Genomic DNA, 19,319 nt, shown 5'->3' with positions numbered 1-19,319 from the left:
ACCGGTTGCAACCGGGGAATTTTTGAGGGAATAAACACTTTACTACAATATCTTGGGACTATAACTGGTAATTTGGAGTGCAATTGGAAATCATAATTACAACTCAACTTGGAGGTGTATGGCGGTAATGATAACTTTTTTATTATTTATAAAACCTCTCTAAAATACTATCTTTGAGTAACTCTCGAGTGACCGGCGTCGACCGTGTCTGTATCCGAATCAGTCGGCTCCGTGTTTCGGCGTGTATCCACAGCGATGACACCGGAACGACCGGTTGTAAAGAGAAATCTGTGCGGGACAGTGCGGGCAGTCAAACTCCATACAGCCGATACTATCGTCGAACACTAAAATGTTTCTACGACGATCGTCGTATTTCTCGTCTCAGTCGTCCGCAGTCGGTGTCTCTGGGCGATACGCTTCGCTGATCGTCTTCCACTTTCCGAGTCGGAACCGCCAGTAGTTGATCGCCGCCGGAACGCTCGCTTCCGCGAGAAAGGCGAGGTACAGCCCCCAGTAACCGAGTGCCGTCGTGGCTCCGAGGTATGCAAGCGGGATCGCACCGAAGAAGACGCCGAGAAACTGGCTCGCGAACGGGACGCGAGTATCGCCGCTCGCGTCGAGTGGCCCCGCGGCCGCGCCACCGACACCCTGAAAGACGACGGCGACGCAGGCGGCGTAGACTAGATCGACGGCGATCGGTATCTCCGGACTGGTCGGATCGTCGGCGAACAGGACGACGATCTGTTCGGCGAAGATCGCCACGAGAATCGCCGAGACGACGTACGTCGCGACCGAGAAGCGAATAATGTCCCGGCCGTAAAGCGTCGCGGTCCGCTCGTCGTCTTGGCCGAGCGCTTGCCCGACGAGACTCGAGGACGCGAGGCCGAACCCCCAGCCGGGAGCGTTCATGAGCGCCCAGATACGGCGCGCGATGACGAACGCGGCGACGGTGTTCTCGCCGAAAACGTCGAGGACGGCGAACATGGGAAATTCGGCGACGGTCCAGACGAGGTTTCGTGCGCCGATCGGCAGGCCGATGCGACAGAGGTCGCGGATCGTCTCGCCGTCGACGTACGTTCCGACCGGCGTTATCCGGATCGGAAACCGGCCGATGCCCGGTACGGATCCGGAGACGAGTCCGACGACGAAGACGGCGGTGACGGCGACGTTCGCGAGGACGGTCCCGACCGCCGCGCCGGCAACACCCCACTCGAGGCCGAAGATGAACACGGCGTTCAGACCGATGTTGGCGACCGCGCCGCCGGCCCGAACCTGCATCGCGGTGTAGGCGTCGTCGACGCCGACGAGCGTTCGGCTTCCGACGAGATTCAACCCAGCCAGCGGAATGCCGAGCCCGACGATCTGCAGGTAGGTAGCGCCGTATTCGACCGCGCGTCGGTTATCGCTCAACAGCGAGACGAGTTCGACGGGGAACAGCCAGAACGCGACCGTCACCGGGACGCTGATCGCGACGACCAACACGGTGCTCGCACGAACGGCGATCCCCAGCTGGTCGTCCGCGTTGGCGCCGTACCGTTGTGAGACGAGTGCGAGTGTTCCCCCCGCGACGCCACCGCCGAGTGCGAACGCGAGCCCCCAGAACGGGCCGGCGAAGCCGACGCCCGCGATCGCCGACGTTCCCACCGCGACGCCGACCATCGCGACGTCGACGACGCTTTTCGACATCCGGGCGAGGCCGGTGACGATACGGGGCCACGCGAGTTCGGTCGTGCGGACGGCACGCTCACGATCGATTACACCGAGGCGCGCGAGGCCGAGGCCGATCGCCAGGACGACTGCCGCGAGGGGGTTCGGGAACCGTGACACCGAAGACACGCCGTCGTTTCGAGCCACCGTGTAAGGATGTTCGCTAGCCGGCAAAGCCGGCCGCCTGACCGGAGCCGACTGAACGCGACGGAGTGCGTTCGAGTTGTTACTCCCGGAGTACGCTTACGTCGAACACCGGTTTGCAGGTCTCGCCCGCGAGAAACGTCTCGAAGGCCTCGTCGGCCTCGAGCAACGAGAACCGATCGTCGAGTATCGTCTCGAGGTCGACGGCCCCGGAACTGATGAGTCGAATCGACCGCTCGAAGTCCTCCCAGGTCGAGGCGTACGAACACTGGAGGTCGATCTCGGCGCGGACCAGCGGCGAGTACGCCATCGTCGTCTCGCCGGTCTGGCCCACCAGCACGATCTGCCCGCCCTTTCGGACCTCCTCGACTGACATCGTCAGTCCCGATGGGTGGCCGGTCGTATCGAAGACGACGTCGTAGCCGACCCCGTTCGTTAGCTCCTCACGGGCCGTCTCGAGGTCGCCTCGGTCGACGTTGCACGTTCGAAACCCGAGTTCGGCCGCGAGCGGCAGTCGATCGCTCGCGTCGTTTTCGACGCCGGCGACGACGACCTCGCCGCCCTGGTCGTCCGCGATCTGTGCCGTCAGGAGGCCGATCGGACCGGGACCGGCCACCAACACGCGATCGCCGGCACCGATCCGTGAGTTTTCGACGACGGCTCGAGCGCCGATGCTCGTCGGTTCGACGAGCGCGGCGTGGCGGGGATCGATGTCGTCGTCGACTCGCTGGAGTGCGCGCTCGGGGACTGCGATGTAGGGGGCGTACGCGCCGTCGTGGTCGACACCCGTGATAGTGGCGTCCTGACAGACGTTCTCCTCGCCGATTTTACACTGATAACACTCTCCACAACCCCGAATCGGCCGCTCGACGACGCGGTCGCCCGGTGACACCGATCGGACGCTCTCTCCGGTTTCGACGACCCGTCCGGCGTACTCGTGGCCGATGACGGTCGGAAGCGACATCCGTTCGAACGCCGATTTGAACCGGTAGATCCCGGCATCGCTCCCACAGAGGCCGGCGTACTCCACCTCGATCAACGCCTCGTCGCTCGCCGGCGTCGGCCGGTCGCGATCGATGAGAGTTAACTCGCCGTACGCTCGAGCCGTCTTCGCGAGTGTCTGCATGGGTGTACGTCGTCGGTGGGCAGTAAAGTTCTGCTGTTTCGCTCGGGACCGCATCGATATCGGTTGGACTCGGTGTAGTTCTCGTAGTTGGTTGGTCTGCAGAAAACTGTTTTCTAATGAGAAGAACGACTGTTCTTCTATAGGACAGCTCCATTCAGTATCCGAACACACCAGGTTTTACAAGAGTATGGATGTAATGCCACCATATATTTGGCCTGTAGCCGGTTTTGGACGGTTCTCGTATTCCGTCGGTACTCCGAGAATGTTAATTGATAGCACAGGTTGTTTTCTTCTGGAGAATAGAATCCATTTTTAGAGAACAGAACGGGTCTTATGATGTCCCCATTTCGCTCGAGATGCAATTGAACGGAATCCGACAATCGGTAGGGCGAGCACTCGAGCGTTCGCATCGACTCGCCGTCGTCGTCCTCGAGGTGGCTCGACTTCGACGGTTGTCACTCATCGGATTCGAAACGAGTCGAAAGAAGGGTCGAGATCGGTGAGCTCGAACTCGAGGGGGGCGTCGATCGGCCGGGTTACTCCTCGTCGAACAGTTCCTCGCCCTCGACCATGTACTCGGCGACGGCGTCGAAATCGAGCGTGAGACCGAGGCCCGGTTTCTCCGGAACCTCCATGTAGCCGTCCTCGATGAGTCCGTCCTCTTCGACCAGATCCTCCCACCACTCGAGCTGGTAGGAGTGGTACTCGACGGCAAGCGAGTTCGGGATCGACGCGGCGACCTGAGCGCTCGCCATCGTTCCGATCGGCGAGGCAACGTTGTGCATCGCCACCGGGACGTAGTACAGATCGGCGAGGTCGGCGACCTTCCGCGTCTCGCGCATGCCACCGACGCGGGGCAGGTCTGGTGCGATGATGTCGACGGCCTGCTCCTCGAGCAAGCGGCGCTGTCCGTGGGTCCGATAGACGTTCTCGCCGACGGTGATCGGCGTCGTCGTCGACTGGGTCACCTCACGCTGGACGTCGTGGTTTTCCGGCGGCACCGGGTCTTCGAGCCACCAGACGTCGTAGGGCTCGAGTTCGCGAGCAAGACGTTTCGCGGAGCCGGCCGAAAACGACCAGTGACAGTCGAAGGCGACGTCGGCGCGGTCGCCGACGCGTTCGGTTACTTCGCGGACGATTTCGACTTTGTGATCGATTTCGGGGCCGCGCAGGTGGCGATTCGCCCGATCTTTCTCGTGGCCCGAGGGGACGTCGAGGTCGAACTTGATGGCGTCGTAGCCGAGTTCCTCGACGACGCGTTCGCCCTCGTCGGCACAGGCGACAGGGTTAGCTTCGTCCTCGGTGTGTAGATCACAGTAGACGCGAACCTCGTCGCGGTACTTGCCGCCGACGAGTTGGTAGGCTGGAACGTCGAGGATCTTGCCGGCGACGTCGTGGAGTGCGATCTCGATCCCGGAGATCGCCGAGATGACTTTCCCGGAGATCGAGCCCTCGCCGGACATCTTCTGGACGAGGTGTTCGTAGAGTCGGTCGATGTCGAGAGGATTCTCGCCGACGAGGAATGGTGTCATTCGCTCGATGATCGCGTCGTCACCGCCACCCCAGTAGGACTCGCCCGTTCCGACCAGTCCGGCGTCGGTGTAGACGCGCACGAGGATCCACGGATAGTTTCCGTCGACCATCGTCGTCTGGACGTCGGTGATTTCGACGTCTCGCGGGCCGCGGTCGGCGTCGAGGTTCATCGTCTCCGCCGAGAGGTCCCGCATCGTATACTCTGCGTTCGGATCGCGTAAGGTCCGGTAGTTCGGCATACGACGGACGTATGCGCGGCCAGGTATATCACGTTTGGCATGTCGCCGTCTCGCACGACGGCAAGCGACCGTCCTCGAGTCGGAAGCTCACGAATTGACTCGAGTCGAGCCGACCGAAAACGCGACCGAACGTTGTGGCGAAAGTAGGGGTAGGGGAGTTACGACTTGACGGCGCCTTCAGCTAGCCCCTTGACGATGTACTTCTGGAGGAAGAGAAAGACCACCAGAAGCGGGATCGTCGCGCCGATTGCACCGGCCATCATCATGTCCCAGTTGAGCGTCTGTTGGCCGATCCACTCCCCCATTCCTGGGGGGAGCGTTTGTTTCTCGGAGTCGTTGATCAATACGAGCGCGAAGACGAACTCGTTCCAGGCGAGCACCCAGTTGAAGATCGCCGTCGTCGCGATGGCCGGCGCCGACAGCGGTAAAATCACCCGCACGACGGCACCGAACCTGGTGCTTCCGTCGATCATCGCGGCCTCCTCGAGCGACTCGGGGAGGTTCTCGTAGAAGCCCCGTAGCATCCAGATCGCGAAGGGGAGCGTAAACGCGACGTACGCGATCACGAGTCCGGTGAGCGTGTTGAACAACCCGAAGTCCCGGAAGACCAGAAACAGCGGAATCGCGATCAGTATCGCCGGGAACATCTGCGTGACCAACAGGAACGTGGCCATGACGGTCCGGCCCCGGTATCGAAGCCGGCCGATGCTGTACGCTCCCAGGGTACAGACCGCGACGCTCAGAATCGTCGCGCCGACGCTGACGATCAGGCTGTTTCGAAGCCAGTACGGGAAGTCCGATTCGTTCCAGACGTCGCGATACCCGGAGAGGTTCGCGTTCGACGCCCACCCGAGCGGGTCGGCGACGAGCGGTTCGAAGGCAGTCTGGTTGACCGAGACGATGACCATCCAGAGCACCGGGAACAGGACGATCCCGATCAGCGACCACAAGAGCGCGTGAAACCCGAGTGTCTTCCCGAGTTCGACCTGCCGGTCACTGAATCTCGCGAGGAGACCGCCCGATTCGTCGTCCGTGATGGGGGGTGTATCAGTAGCCATCGTTATTTTCCTCCGACTTCCTCTCGATACAGCCGAAGATAGATCAGTCCGTACGTCAGCATCACTATCAGCATGACGACGGCGATGGCGCTGGCCAGCCCCATCTCACCCAGGTGAAACGCTCGTCGGTAGATGTAGACTGGCAACACCATCGACGAGTTGCCGGGGCCGCCACTCGTCATCACGTAGATGAGCGTAAAGTGGTTGAGCGACCAGAGGCTCATCAGTAACGTCATCACGATCGCGACCGGCTGGAGAAACGGTAGCGTGATGTGACGAAACGAATCCAGTCTCGAGGAGCCGTCGACGTGTGCGGCTTCGTAGAGGTCGCCGGGAATGCCCTTCATGCCCGCCAGGAACGTGAGCATGAAAAACGGAAAGTTCCGCCAGACCCACGCCAGCATCACCGAGAACAGTGCATAGCGGGAGCTCGCGATCCAGGGCAGTCCCTCGGTGATTCCGGTGATCCGAAGAAACCCGTTGAGCGGCCCGAGTTCGAAGTTGTACATCAATCGCCAGTTCAACGCGATCGAGATGAACGGGATCGCCCACGGAAGCAACAGGAGCGTCGTCGCGATCGACCGGCCACGGAAATCCCGGTTGAGTAAGGTCGCGAATCCGAGTCCGATCAACGCCATGATCACGACCGCCGCAAACGCCCAGACCAACGTGTTACGCAGGATGACCCAGAACTCGGTCCAGCCGAGAATGTATGCGTAGTGGTCGAGTCCGACCCACTGCGGGTCGGCGATACCGTCGTACTCGAAGAAGCTGAGGTAGACTCCTCTGACGAGCGGGTAGACGCTCACTAATCCGAGTACGAGTAACGAAGGGAGGAGAAAGAGCCACCCCCAGAAACCTTCCTTCGAGAGCCAGTGATAGTACTCTCGAGGGAGTCCGGTGTCACGTATTGATTGTATTCGTGTTGACATTCGTGCTAAATACAGCGGTTACGGGTAGCTATCGGTCGGCCACCTACTCGTACGGGTTCCAGATCTGGGGCGTCCCGTTGTCGCCGCTGATCCAGTCCTGTAGTTCGTCCGGGACGTCCTCGAGTTCCGGTTCGTCGGTATTCTCCTCGACGTCGTAGTCAACTTCGTCGTCGACGCTCTCTCTGACCTGATTGGCCAGGCTGACGACCGCCTCTTTGGGATCCTCGTCGGCGCCGAGAATTCCCGAAATCGCAGTCGAGTACGCGTCCGTCGTCGACTCCATGTCGCCGAGAAACGGTGCGTTCCGTTCGGGACCGGAGATGCCGTAGCGGACGCTCTGTTCGGCCTGGTCCAGGCGGGTCTGGATCCACTCGTCGGGGATGTCGGTCGTGTTCTCGGTGAACGGAGCGATCTCCTCCTGTGCTTCGCGAACGGGCAGGAAGTTCGGCGTCGCCTGTGGGAAGTAGCCTTCCATCGTGTCGGGAAGGGTCATGTACTCGACGAACGACAGCGAGAGGTCGTCGTCGACGTCGTGTTCGGTGTACTCGGAGTCGAACACGGAGAGACAGCTTCCACCCATGAACGCCGAGTTGGTCCCCATCGGGCCCTCCGGAATCGTCGAGAGTTCGGTCACGTCGGCGACGTCGTCGCCGTCGTCGATCATCTCGTTTGCGGCGTCGCCGCTGTTGATCATGAACGCGGCGTTGCCCTCCCGGTAGAGCTGTTCGGCGTCGGTGCCGTCCATACCCGCCCAGCCGCCGGGTGCGATGTCCCACTCTTCTTGGAAGCTCGCCATCCAGAGGTGAGCGAACAGCGACGTCGGGGAGTCGATCTCGACGGACCACTCCTCGCCGTCGTGATCGTAGAACGATCCACCGGATTGTGCGGTCGCGCCGTAGACGACCTGGCCGGTTCCCGTCGCCTGTGCACCCGAGGAGGTGAACCCGGTCTCGTCGGTCTCCGATTCGACGTCCATCGCCATCTCGACCATCTCTTCCCACGTCTCGGGAACGTCGTTGTGCCCGGCATCGTCGAGGAGGTCCATGTTCGCGTAGAAGTTTCGAACCTCGACGAACCACGGGAAGCCCCAGACGTCGCCCTCGTAGTTCCCCCAGAACGACGGCGTATCGTACCAGTCGTCGTACTGTTCGAACAGCTCCGTGTTCGGCCGGACGACGCCGGAGGAGCCGTAGTCGACGGCGTGTTCGTTCGCCATCTCGCTGACGTTCGGCGCGTTCTGTCCCTGGATTGCGGCTTGCCACTGCTCGAAGACCTGGTCCCAGGTGACGACGTTCGTCGTCAGGTTGACCTCCTCGTCGGTCCAGTCTTCGAACGCCGCCGCAGTCTCCTCGATCGCTTCGGTTTCTTCGGGGATGTACCCCCGCATCGTCCACCAGACGAAGTCCTGCTCACTGGTGGTCTCGGTCTCGTCCTCACCGAGACAGCCCGATAGCCCGACGGCCGCCCCTGCGGCACCCATCGCGCCCGCCGTCTCGAGAAACCCCCGACGGGAGTAGTCGTCGTCTGCCCGTTCGTCGGCATCGAACTCGGAACTCGCGGCGGGCGAGTCGGGTCCTGAACTGTTTGCACTGGTGGCACCGGACGCATTCGTCCCTGACATAGTTCCAGTCAGTAAATGACCATAATCCCATTTATATCTTTGTGAATTAAGCGCACGGCATCCGATCTGACGATCTGTGGTGGCGTCTGTCCACCGTACGACGGGTCGTCGTCGAACGTTACCCCACTCCCGCTTGCGAATCAACGGTCAGCACGACCAGTACTGATCCGGTCTGCTGTCAGTCATTTCCGGTGCGGCCGTGACCCATCCTGCGGTCGAACCGGTACATCGTTACAGCAAACCGTATGACCGCTCGAGTGCGAGCACTGAGACTCGTTTCGACGGTTTCCACCCACCGCTGGCGTGGCGCCAGTGGCGACGGGGGACGCGAACGTGAGACGACGGGGGATCACTTATTAGGGATCGGACGTATTCCTCGAACGAGCATGGTCGTAGGAAACGTCTCGTCCCGAACGATCGGTATCTCCGGTGCACTCGGAATCGCTTTCGTAACGCTCGCATCTCTCGGCGTCTACTACATTTATACGCAGGCGTGGGGGCTCGTCTTCGAACTCGCGTACGTCATCGTTCTGTTAATCGCGTTCGCGATCGTCGCCGATCGATTGCTCGTTCGGTGACCGCGAAACCGGATTGTTCGTTCGATGACCGCGGAACCCATCACCGCGAAAGAGTTTACTACCACGACGGGAGATCTCACAGGAAGATGCCAGAATCACGCTCGAGTACAGTCGGTAGTGTGGAACGACTCTCGTCGACGGAGACGCGACGCGGAATCCAAAGCGCGTCTCGCCAGATGGGCGATCTCGTACGCAGTACCCTCGGGCCGATGGGCGTCGACAAGATGATCGTTCGCCGAATGCAAGACGACAGCGTTCGAACGTTCGTCAGCAACGACGGCGTCGCGATCTTAGCGGAGTTCGAAGGGGAAACGGAGAACCCGATCGCGAACCAGTTCATTACGCTCGCCGAGGAACACCAAGACGACGTCGGCGACGGAACGACCACGACGACGCTCTTGGCGAGTGAACTGCTGACGGCCGGCGTCGATCTGATCGACGCTGGCGTCCCGCCGACGTCCGTCGTCGAGGGGTTCTCGATCGGCGCCCAGCGCACGCTCGAGGTCTGGAACGAGATGGGGATTCCGGTCGCCGACACCGATCGTCCACGGCATCGGGACGCATTCGACGAGGAACGACTCGAACGCATCGCCGTCTGCGGGATGACCAACGGGCGGGCGGGTGCCTGGTCGCTCGAGCACCTCGCCGACGATGTCGTCGACGCCGTCCTCCACGCCTGGGAGCCCCGGCGCGCCAGCGTTCACCTCGGCTACGTCTCCGTCGAGACGATTCCCGGCGGGGACGTCGCCTCCTCCGAGTTGTTCCCGGGAACTCACCTTGCCTACGAGCCGATGGTCGCCGACCGCGTTCTTCCCGGCGAAGGCGGTGTCCTCCTCGTCGAAGGCTCGCTCGGGCCCCGCGAGATTCGTGCCGGTTCCGTGACGATCGACGCCGACGACGTCGCGGCCGTCGACGAGCGCGAACGCGAGCGCGACCGAATCGCCGACGCCATCGCGCGCTCGAACGCGACGGCGGTGTTCGTCACCGGCGACGTCACCGACGCGATCGGAACGGCACTCGCACACCGAGGTGTCGCCTGTTTCCGAAACGTCAAGCGATCCGACGTCGACCGCCTCTCACGAATCACTGGCGCCTCGATTCGCGGCCCCGTCACGCCGACTGCCCCTGCATCCGCCGACGAGTTCGGCCGGGGGAAGATCCGGCTTCGCGAGGCCGGCGAGGACAGGACGTGGCTCGAGGTCGCCGCCCCCGACGGCGTCGATCCCCGGAGCGTCGGACTGGTCGTTCGCGGCGGGACCGAACGCGCGGCCGACGAAGCGAGGCGACGCATCAAGGTCGGACTCAACGCCGTTCGCGCCGCGGTCAAACGGCCGATCGCAGTGCCCGGCGGCGGCGCGGCCGACGTCGCCGCCGCCCGGGAAGTCAGAGAACTCGCCCCGCGATTCGACGGGCGCGAACAGCTCGCCGTCGACCGGTTCGCCGACGTACTCGAGTCGATCCCGCGGACGCTGGCGCGGAACGCGGGGCAGGATCCGATCGACGCCGTGACCGATCTGCGAGCCCGACACGACGCCGGCCAGCGGCGTGCGGGAATCGACGCGACGGGGACGGTCGTCGCCGACGTCGTCTCGTCGGGCGACGCCCTCGACGCACAGCTCGTTCGGACCAGTAGCCTCGCCCGAAGCGTCGAGTTCGCGAACTCGCTTCTGACCGTCGACGCCGTCATCTTCGATACCTCGCTCCCGTTCGATCCCGAGACGGGGCGAAGACCCTAGAAGAGAAACGCGGAGACGACGCCTGCGAGCGTGACCGGTAGAACGCTCAGAACGCTTCGCTTTTCGTCGATCTCGTACAGTCGTCCGACGATCGGCAACATCAGGAATCCGATCACGATCCAGGCGATGGCCTTGAGGATGCGAACCGCGTGCATCTGTGGCGTGTCGTAGACGAACGAGTACGACGTCATCGCGAACTCGGCCGCCTCCGCTCCGTTTTCGGAGACCGCCTCCGCGTGCAGGCCGTCGGGGGCGCTAACCGTCGCGATCAGTATCGTCCCGAGGAGAAAGACGGGGGCGAACGCCGTCAACAGGTAGCCTCCGATCTTGAACACGTCCGTCTCCATGACGTGATCGTCCGAGAGCGTCCCGGCAATGACGCCGATCAGGCCGAAGTAGCAAAACCAGGAGAAGACGACGACGAACGCTCCGAACAGGAGATTGACGACAAGCGCCGCCGGCCAACCGGGGAAGACGTACCCCTCGGCGACGATAAACGGCTCGCTTACGTACTCGAACGCGCCTCGAGTGAGGGAGTGAACGGCGAGTCCGAACAGCGCCGGAAGCCAGCCGTATCGGCGGACGACCGCGATCGCGCCGTCGATATCGTTCGCCCCCAGTAGCTTTCGCCACGGCCGGAGCACCGTCCAGCCCGACGACCGGTGGTCCGGATCGACGCTACGACTCATACTCGGATCTGTCTCCATCCGATAAAAAAGGTGGCGCTCTTCTCATGGATTCGCCCGTCTCATACGGATTCCTGTCTCGATGTCCCGGCGGTGAGTCGAACCGTGTGAGACGAGTCTCGGTGGAGGAGTGTATAGTACTCGTTGAAACGATTTACACCCGGTCACAGCCGAGCGGCCAGCCTCGGCAAGAAGCCGAGGCTGGCCACCGATGTTCGTGACCGGGTGTGCAATGACTTTCAACGTGTACTATAGCAAGTCCACCGTTGCAACCGCCGCCAGTTCGCGGGTGCGCCGGAACTGACTGACAGTAACCCGTCTCACGCCGCCGGCGCCGTCTCCTCTCGAGTGAGATACGCCACGTTGGTTCCAGTCTCCGCGTCGAAGACGTGTGCCTGCTCGAGATCGAGGTTCAAGAAGACGTCGGCGGCGTCTTCGGGGATCGACTCGGGTTCGATGAACGCCTTTCGCTCGTCGACTTCGGCCTCGGGCGCCGTCTGATCGTCCTCGAGTGCGGCGGCGTCTCCGGTGACGAGGCTCCCGTCGCCCGTTCCCTCGCCCAGTTCGAAGTACAGCAGGTCGCGAGCGCCGAGTGGCTCGATGATGTCGACGGATGCCGCGACGTGACCGTCCTCGCGACGCTGGCTGACGCTTACGTGCTCGGGTCGGATGCCCAGTTTCAACCGCTCGGCGTCGACGGCTTCGATCCGTCTGGCCCGCTCGGGACCGATCTCGATGTCGACGTCGCCGACGAGCCGTCCACCGTCGTCGCCCGGTTCGTACCCCACTTCGAAGAGGTTCATCGAGGGGCTTCCGATGAACTGGGCGACGAACAGGTTCTTCGGGTCGTTGTACACCTCGCGGGGCGTCCCGACCTGCTGGAGTTCCCCGTGGTTCAAGATCGCGATGCGATCGGACATCGTCATCGCCTCCTCCTGATCGTGGGTGACGTAGATCGCCGTGGTCTCGAGTTCCTGTTGAATCCGCTGGAGTTCGGTCCGCATGTGCTTTCGAAGCTTCGCGTCTAGATTCGATAGCGGTTCGTCGAACAGGAAGACGGCGGGTTCGCGAACGATCGCGCGCCCGGTCGCGACGCGTTGTTGTTGCCCGCCCGAGAGCTGTTTGGGCAGGTCGTCGAGCAGTTCCGGAATCCCCATCAGTTCGGCGGCGTCCTCGACGCGATCGTAGATCGCCTCGTCGGGAAGGCTCGTCGAGCGTTTGAGACCGAACGCCATGTTTTCGCGGACGGTGAGGTGCGGATACAGCGCGTAGCTCTGGAACACCATCGCGATATCGCGGTGGCGCGGCGGCAGTTTGTTGACGCGCTCTTCGCCGATGGAGATCGTCCCGTCAGTGATCTCTTCGAGGCCGGCGACCATCCGCAACAGCGTCGACTTTCCGGATCCGCTCGGCCCGACCAACGTGAGAAACTCGCCCCCCTCGATCGTCAGGTTGAAATCCTCGACCGCGACGATGTCGCCGTCGTACACCTTCGTCACGCTATCGAACTCGATCGAACTCATCGTCACACAGTTCGCAATCAGCACCTAATATTCTTTGGGGTCAGCGCCGAAACGGAGGTTCGGATCGAGAGAGAAAATCGCCGTGGCGGTCCGGACGGCCGGTTAGAAGCCGTCGTAGACCGTCTTCTCGATCGTGTAGAAGTCGATCCCCGCGTCGCCCTGTTCGCGCCAGGTCTCACTCGAGGAGCGTTTGAACCCGCCGAAGGGGACGTGCAGTTCGAGTCCGGTCGTCTTCGCGTTGACCTTCGCGACGCCGGCTTCGACCTCTCGAACGAACCGCTCGGCTTCGGTGTGATCGTCCGTGACGACGGAGGCCGAGAGACCGTACTGGACGTCGTTTGCGGCCGCGAGGCCGGCCTCGAAGTCCTCGACTTCGATCACGGCGAGGACGGGACCGAACACCTCCTCCTGGGCGATGCGGAAGTCGTTATCGACGCCCGAGAACACCGTCGGCTCGACGTAGTAGCCGTCGCCGAACCGGTCGCCATCGGGTTGGCCGCCGCCGGTCTCGAGGGTCGCACCCTCGCGTTCGGCGACTTCGATGTAGTCGAGGGTTCCCTCGAGTTCGCTCTCGGTGACCTGTGGGCCCATGTCGTACTCGTCGCCGGGGCCGATTTCGATCGATTCGGCCTGGTCGACGACGCGCTCGACGAACTCGTCGTAGACGTCGGTGTGGACGATCGCCCGGGAGCAGGCGGTACAGGCCTGGCCGGTGACCCCGAAGGCACCGTTGGCGACGATCTCTGCGGCCTCCTCGACGTCGGCGCTGTCGGTCACGACGGTCGGGTTCTTTCCGCCGAGTTCGGTCTGGACGCGCTTGCCGTCGTCGGTGGCCTGATCGTAGACCATGTGGCCGACCTCGCCGGAGCCGGTAAAGGAGACGGCATCGACGTCCTCGTGGGTGACGAGCGTGTTCCCGACGGTGCTTCCGGGACCCGTGACGACGTTTGCGACGCCGTCGGGTAGACCGGCCTCGTCGAGCGCCTCGAAGAGCGCAACGGCGACGCCGGGTGCGACCTTCGCGGGCTTGAGGACGACGGCGTTGCCGGTCGCGAGCGCGGGTGCGAGCTTCCAGGCGGGGATGGCGATCGGGTAGTTCCACGGGGTGATCAATCCGGCGACACCGACCGGTTCGTCGACCGTATAGAGGTTCGTCCGTGGCCCGCTGGCGGATTTGACCGTGCCGCCGAGGTCGCGGGTCTTCTCCGCGTAGTAGTAGAAGATGTCGACCGCACGCTGAACTTCACCGCCGGCTTCGGCGTGGGTCTTTCCTTCCTCGCGGGTGAGTAGGTCGGTGAGTTCGTCTTTGCGGTCGGCCAGGATCGAACCCGCCTCGCGCAGGATGGCGCCGCGTTGGGGCGCAGGGGTCTCGGCCCACTCGTCCTGGGCGGCCGCGGCGGCCTCGACGGCGGCCTCGGCGTCCGCTTCGTCCGACTGCTGGTACTCGGCGACGACCTCCGCCGGTGCTGCCGGATCCGTCGTCTCGAACGTCTCGTTCGTCTGGGCGTCGATCCACTCGCCGTCAACGTAGTTTTGGTAGCGTTCGGTCACGGTCGAATCAACGGGGCGCAGGTATACGATTCTTGTGATTTCGTGTGCCCACACCGATCGGGTCGCGTTGGCAAACGAGCAGTAGAGCTATAATGCAGGAGCCTAATGGTGGAGGTACCGACATGCGTTACTATCAGCTCCGTGAGGAGGGAACCTCTCGTCTCGCAGTCGAAGTGGCGGGAGGCGTATACGACCTCACTGCGACAACGCCCCGATTACGGACGTTCGACGACCTCCTGTGTGCCTCTACCATCACCGACAGTTCGACCGACGCGGTTGCAAACGACCTTCTCGAGGAGGCGCCGACGCTTCCGAGCGACGTCCTCGAGAACGGCTCGGTATCGACGCCGGTCCTTGGAGAGGTCTGGGCCGCAGGAGTGACCTACCGCATCAGCGAGGAAGCTCGGAAAGCGGAGAGTACGATGCCGGAGATGTACCTCGACGTCTACGAGAGCGACCGTCCCGAGGTCTTCTTCAAAGCGACGCCGGACCGAACGGTCGGACCCGGCGACGGCGTCGGTATCCGCGCCGATTCCGAGTGGGACGTTCCCGAACCCGAACTCGGCGTCGTGCTCTCGGGTGAGGAGATCGTCGGCTACACCATCGGCAACGACATGAGTAGCCGGTCCATCGAGGGGAAAAACCCGCTCTATCTTCCCCAGGCAAAGGTGTACGACCGGTGTTGTTCGATCGGCCCCTGCATCCGATCTGCCGACTCGATCGACGATCCCCACGACCTCGAGATGTGGATGACGATCAGCCGCGACGGCGAGGTCCGCTACGACGAGTCGACCAACACCGGCAAGATGGTTCGATCCGTCGAGGAACTCGTCGACTGCTACGTCGCCCACAACGTCGTCCCCGACGTCTCCGTCCTGCTCACCGGAACCTCGCTGGTTCCCGACGAAGGGTTCACGCTCGAGGAAGGCGACGTCATCGAGATCGGTCTCGAGGAGATTGGAACGCTTTCGAACACCGTCGTCGAAGTATAGATCGGCGGACGGTTCTTTCGTTTTTCGAGCCGACGTTCGCCGTCGCGAATCGTTCGTAGTGCCTACTGTCTATCGTCGCTGGAACAACTGAGAAGCCTGCGATCGTACCGGGAGATCGCCACGAAAAATCGTCTCGTCGTACAAGGGGAGCAGTCGTCACGCACTGAGATCGGTCGACACGTGACCACTGTAGCGACGAACGGACCCGATCGATCGCGGTCGATCGGGCGACTGGTTGACGACGGGTGACGATACCTCCGTTCGTGGTACCTCGTTGAGCGACGAGCGGTCGCTCCCCCGTAGGGTCGTCCCGAATGGTATGACAACGACCGTGGTAACGGTATGGTGGGAGACTCTCACTGATTGTACCTAGACGACCCAACTAACACCAGTGGTCGATACATCATTAAAAAAATTGTTCCGGCAACGATCGCCTCTACTCCGGAGAGAGTCCGTGTTCGAGGAGGTAGTGGGTGATCCGGTTCGAGGTCAGCCAGGCGTCGGAATCGAGGTCGAAGTCCCACTCGCCGGCGTTGACCCAGTAGTGTTCGCTCCACGGGTGAACCACCGCGGCCGGGAGGAGCTGGTTGTGCGCCCAGGCGAGGTCGGTCGCGTAGTCCATCGCCTCTTCGTCGCTCTGTGCCGCCGCGAGTCCGTCGAGTGCGTCGGGAATGTCGATCTCGACCGTATCGCCGTCGGGGTTGCCAACTTCGGGAACCTCGACGACCTCGTCGAAGAGATTTCGTTCGGTGAGAATACCCCGGTCGGGGTTGTACATCTCCTCGTAGAGGTCGGCGTGGGCGTGGTACTGCCGTGCCATCCCGTAGTTCAGGTGGACGGTCAGGTCGAACTCGAGGTCGGGTTCGACCTCGGACTGCCAGGTCGGCATCTCGTCGAGGAAGTAGTCGACGTCGATGCCGAACTCCGCGAGGTTGTTGTAGACCATCTCGGAGTGCGTATCGAACCAGTCGCCCACCGGGAAGTTGAGCGTCCACAGATCGCCGTCGGGGGTGTGCCACTCGTCGTCCTCGAGGGTGAACCCAACGTCCTCGAGGAGATTCTGTGCGGTGTCGGTGTCTTCCGGGGCGTAGTTCGGCATCGCATCGAGTACGTCGTCGCGGACGAAGTGTTCGACGTAGCCGTAATCGATCCCAGTGGAGTACGTATCGACGGGCGTCCCCGGAGAGGTGACGTCGACGAGATTCGGCATGTCGACGGCGTAGGCCAGTGCCTGTCGGACCTCCGGATAGTCGCGGATGTACTCGTCGTCTCTTCCGAAGATGATCGCGAACGACTGTCCCGAGAACGACACCGGAGGTTCGTCGTAGATGTCCGGGAGGTTCTCGATGGTCGGATCGTTGTGCTCCCAGTCGACTTCCTCGGCGTGGAGTCCCTCCTCACCCTCGTACTCGCCGTGTCTGAGATAGAAGTCCCAGTCCTGGGCGATCGGATGGTGGGGGTTTGGCACCTGGTCTGCGAACTCCTCGTTCGCCTCGACGAAGACGAACGGCCCGGAGAACAGGGCCTCGTTCCAGCTCGGCTCGAATCCGATGACGTCCTCCTGGACGGCCTCGTGCTCGTCGTCCGAATCAGCCGCTTCGAACTCCTCGATGAACTCTCCGTACTGTGCTTCGGAGACGTTGAGCAGTGCTTCGATCCACTGGTTCAGCCACAACTCTTCTTCGAGATCTGTGAACTCGTCTCGGGGTTCGATCTCGAAGGCGTAGTCGCCGTCGGTCGTGACTCCGGTGTCGGGATCGACGTACTGTTCGATCCCCATCTGCATGTAGCCTTCCAGCCTGAGCGCGGTCACGAAGTCAGCGGCGGTCACGGACGTGCCATCGGACCAGGCGTACTCGTCGCTGATCTCGACGCGCGTGTGGAGATCGTCGTCGATCTGCCAGTTCTCCGCGACGCGCGGGATGAACTCGCCTTCTTCCGTGTGGAAGATCGTGAGGTATTCGAACGACGTCTCCTGTGCGTCTCCCGGGTTCCACGCGTGGTGGTACGGGTTGAAGATGTGCTCGTCGTCGAACGGGTTGACGGCTCCGGAGGGAACCGCCTGGTTCATCTCCTCGGCGTAATTCTCCGGGTAATCGACCTCGACTTCGTCGTGGTCCCCACCGAGAAGGTCGTCCGCGTCTCCGTTTTCGTCTCCGGAACAACCTGCGAGTGCCGTTGCACCTGCCACACCGGTCAACGCCAGTACCCGTCGTCGCGACAGGTAGTCATGGCGGTATCTCCTTGCTGGCATCGGCTAAATATGTACAATAGTCCATTATAAATGTTTCGAGGTACCAATCCACACGGTGTCGATTTCCTCGAGAGTCTCGCGGTCGGCCACTTCGTGATCGATCCCTGCCGAAAACGGCCTGTCGTGCCGGTCGGCCGATCTGACTGTACCTCGTCTCTCGATTGTCCCGGAACTGGCCGACAGCGGGTCGTCTCATACGTATTGCTGTCCCGATGTCCCGGCGGTGAGTCGAACCGTGTGAGACGAGTCTCGGTGAAGGAGTGCAGCGAGTCCACCGTTGCAACCGCCGCCAGTTCGCGGGTGCGCCGGAACTGACTGACAGTAAACCGTATCAGTTACCGATCAGACACCGGTCGGACGCTCTCGTCGACGGTGGGACGTCAGCGGTTAGCATCGACCGAAACCGTCCGTTCGCGCTCGGCCGCGTCGTAGATCGCCTCGAGCGTTCGCATGTCGACGAGACCGTGTTCCGGATCCGCGTACGGTTCGCGTCCGGCGAGGACGCAGTCGGCGAAGTAATCGAACTCCGCTTCCATCTGGTTGACCTGCGGGGTTTCGACGTCGACCGTCGCCTCGCCGACCCTGACGCTGAGGCTACTGTCCATGTGAAAGGCAGGCTCGATCGTCAGCGAGCCGTCGGTTCCGACGATCCGCAGGAAACTCTGGAGCTGGGAGTGTTGACTGGCCGTACACGCGGCGTAGATCCCGCCCTCGTAGGAGACGGTGAACGCGGCGACTTCGTCGGGAACGTCCTCGAAGTACTCGTGTGTCGAGTCCATCATCGACTGGACGGCGACCGGATCCCGGTCGAGGACGAACCGGGTCGTGTTGACCGGGTAGATTCCGAGATCGGAGACGCTGGCGCCGTAGCCGACGAGGTCGCTGTCGAGTCGCCACTGATCGGGGCCCCAGCCGACGATCGACTGGGTCATCGTCCCGTGGACGGAGACCGGCTCGCCGATCGCTCCCGACCTCACGAGCTCGCGCGCACGCCTGACGGCTGGTTCGGTGTGCATCCGATAGGCGATCATCGCCGGAGCGTCCGCGCCGTCGCAGACGTCGACGACCGCTTCGGCTCGCTCAAGCGTCGCCTCCATCGGCTTCTCACAGAGAATGGCCTTCCCCTGGGACGCCGCCGTCTCGACGAACTCGAGGTGGCGAGCGTTGGGGGTACAGATGTAGACGGCGTCGTACGTCTCACTCGAGACGCCGTCGTGAAACTCCTCGTAGGTGAGTCCGACCTCGACCGATTCGTGCTCGTCGGCGACCGACTCCGCCTTCTCGCTCGAGCCGCTTACGACCGCCGTCGTCTCACAGAACGTCGAGTCCTCGATCGCCGGCATCGCCTCGTCGACCGTCCACCATCCGAGGCCGATCAGTGCGAACCGGACGGGGCCCGCGTCCGTCGACGATTCCTGCCACTCCCTGCGGGTGAACGATTCGAGATACTGTCGGAGGTCATCCGATTCCATGCCGGTTCGTTGCGGCCGGTGTGTAATAAATCGCCCCGATACGCCTCGTTAGGAGTCTTTCAGCAGCGAGCCCGTTTACGGTCTCCCGGCGTCTGCATGGATTGGCCACGGTCACATGCCGGTGTCTGTACGGGTTGTCCGTAGTCTCGTACCGGTGTGAGCACGGA

General features: G+C 62.5%; 14 protein-coding genes. 3 read left to right on the top strand and 11 right to left on the bottom strand.

What is annotated here, in order from left to right:
* Positions 1 to 381: 381 nt before the first annotated feature.
* The 6 genes from AB7C87_RS04960 to AB7C87_RS04935 all read right to left on the bottom strand — a co-directional run bounded on the left by AB7C87_RS04960 (position 382) and on the right by AB7C87_RS04935 (position 8,360).
* Positions 382 to 1,827, bottom strand: a complete 1,446-nt coding sequence (locus AB7C87_RS04960; RefSeq protein ID WP_369728288.1) for an MATE family efflux transporter — start codon at positions 1,825 to 1,827, stop codon at positions 382 to 384.
* A 106-nt stretch (positions 1,828 to 1,933) separates the two neighbouring features.
* Positions 1,934 to 2,977 (bottom strand): zinc-dependent alcohol dehydrogenase, encoded by a 1,044-nt coding sequence (locus tag AB7C87_RS04955; protein WP_369728287.1) that lies wholly within the window; start codon positions 2,975 to 2,977, stop codon positions 1,934 to 1,936.
* A gap of 536 nt (positions 2,978 to 3,513) precedes the next feature.
* Complete coding sequence (locus AB7C87_RS04950) at positions 3,514 to 4,749, bottom strand: mandelate racemase/muconate lactonizing enzyme family protein (protein WP_369728286.1); 1,236 nt, start codon at positions 4,747 to 4,749, stop codon at positions 3,514 to 3,516.
* A 158-nt stretch (positions 4,750 to 4,907) separates the two neighbouring features.
* Entirely contained in the window at positions 4,908 to 5,813 is a 906-nt protein-coding gene (locus tag AB7C87_RS04945; RefSeq protein WP_369728385.1) for a carbohydrate ABC transporter permease, read from the bottom strand.
* The gene (locus AB7C87_RS04940; protein WP_369728285.1) at positions 5,810 to 6,739 is read right to left on the bottom strand and encodes a carbohydrate ABC transporter permease; all 930 of its coding nucleotides are present in this window, start codon (positions 6,737 to 6,739) and stop codon (positions 5,810 to 5,812) included. The genes AB7C87_RS04945 and AB7C87_RS04940 overlap by 4 nt, the downstream gene beginning before the upstream one ends.
* 43 nt (positions 6,740 to 6,782) lie before the next feature.
* Positions 6,783 to 8,360, bottom strand: a complete 1,578-nt coding sequence (locus AB7C87_RS04935; RefSeq protein ID WP_369728284.1) for a sugar ABC transporter substrate-binding protein — start codon at positions 8,358 to 8,360, stop codon at positions 6,783 to 6,785.
* A gap of 386 nt (positions 8,361 to 8,746) precedes the next feature.
* Here AB7C87_RS04935 and AB7C87_RS04930 point away from each other — a divergent pair, with 386 nt between their 5' ends.
* Together AB7C87_RS04930 and AB7C87_RS04925 are read left to right on the top strand one after the other, a co-directional pair.
* Positions 8,747 to 8,938 (top strand): hypothetical protein, encoded by a 192-nt coding sequence (locus tag AB7C87_RS04930; RefSeq protein ID WP_369728283.1) that lies wholly within the window; start codon positions 8,747 to 8,749, stop codon positions 8,936 to 8,938.
* Between the two features lie 86 nt (positions 8,939 to 9,024).
* Positions 9,025 to 10,674: a TCP-1/cpn60 chaperonin family protein gene (locus tag AB7C87_RS04925; protein ID WP_369728282.1), complete on the top strand. Its 1,650-nt coding sequence runs from the start codon at positions 9,025 to 9,027 to the stop codon at positions 10,672 to 10,674.
* Here AB7C87_RS04925 and AB7C87_RS04920 read toward each other — a convergent pair.
* The 3 genes from AB7C87_RS04920 to xacF form a co-directional block, all read right to left on the bottom strand.
* On the bottom strand, positions 10,671 to 11,363 hold the full coding sequence (locus tag AB7C87_RS04920; protein WP_369728281.1) for a hypothetical protein: 693 nt from the start codon (positions 11,361 to 11,363) through the stop codon (positions 10,671 to 10,673). The genes AB7C87_RS04925 and AB7C87_RS04920 overlap by 4 nt on opposite strands.
* A gap of 317 nt (positions 11,364 to 11,680) precedes the next feature.
* Positions 11,681 to 12,883 carry an ABC transporter ATP-binding protein gene (locus AB7C87_RS04915; protein WP_369728280.1) on the bottom strand — a complete coding sequence of 401 codons (1,203 nt, stop codon included), beginning with the start codon at positions 12,881 to 12,883 and terminating at the stop codon, positions 11,681 to 11,683.
* A gap of 102 nt (positions 12,884 to 12,985) precedes the next feature.
* The gene (gene xacF, locus AB7C87_RS04910) at positions 12,986 to 14,434 is read right to left on the bottom strand and encodes a 2,5-dioxovalerate dehydrogenase (protein ID WP_369728279.1); all 1,449 of its coding nucleotides are present in this window, start codon (positions 14,432 to 14,434) and stop codon (positions 12,986 to 12,988) included.
* 122 nt (positions 14,435 to 14,556) lie between these two features.
* Between xacF and AB7C87_RS04905 the strand changes: the two genes are divergently transcribed.
* Positions 14,557 to 15,426 (top strand): fumarylacetoacetate hydrolase family protein, encoded by an 870-nt coding sequence (locus AB7C87_RS04905; RefSeq protein WP_369728278.1) that lies wholly within the window; start codon positions 14,557 to 14,559, stop codon positions 15,424 to 15,426.
* Positions 15,427 to 15,862: 436 nt separating this feature from the next.
* On the opposite strand, the gene AB7C87_RS04900 is transcribed toward AB7C87_RS04905, so the two are convergent.
* Both AB7C87_RS04900 and gfo6 read right to left on the bottom strand, forming a co-directional pair.
* Positions 15,863 to 17,680, bottom strand: a complete 1,818-nt coding sequence (locus AB7C87_RS04900) for an ABC transporter substrate-binding protein (RefSeq protein ID WP_369728277.1) — start codon at positions 17,678 to 17,680, stop codon at positions 15,863 to 15,865.
* A 380-nt stretch (positions 17,681 to 18,060) separates the two neighbouring features.
* The gene (gfo6, locus tag AB7C87_RS04895; RefSeq protein ID WP_369728276.1) at positions 18,061 to 19,152 is read right to left on the bottom strand and encodes a D-xylose 1-dehydrogenase Gfo6; all 1,092 of its coding nucleotides are present in this window, start codon (positions 19,150 to 19,152) and stop codon (positions 18,061 to 18,063) included.
* Positions 19,153 to 19,319 lie beyond the last annotated feature (167 nt).

The sequence above is a fragment of the Natrarchaeobius versutus genome, from assembly GCF_041205745.1.
GTDB classification, from domain to species: Archaea; Halobacteriota; Halobacteria; order Halobacteriales; family Natrialbaceae; genus Natrarchaeobius; species Natrarchaeobius versutus.
This window is presented reverse-complemented; position numbering and strand designations above follow the sequence as displayed.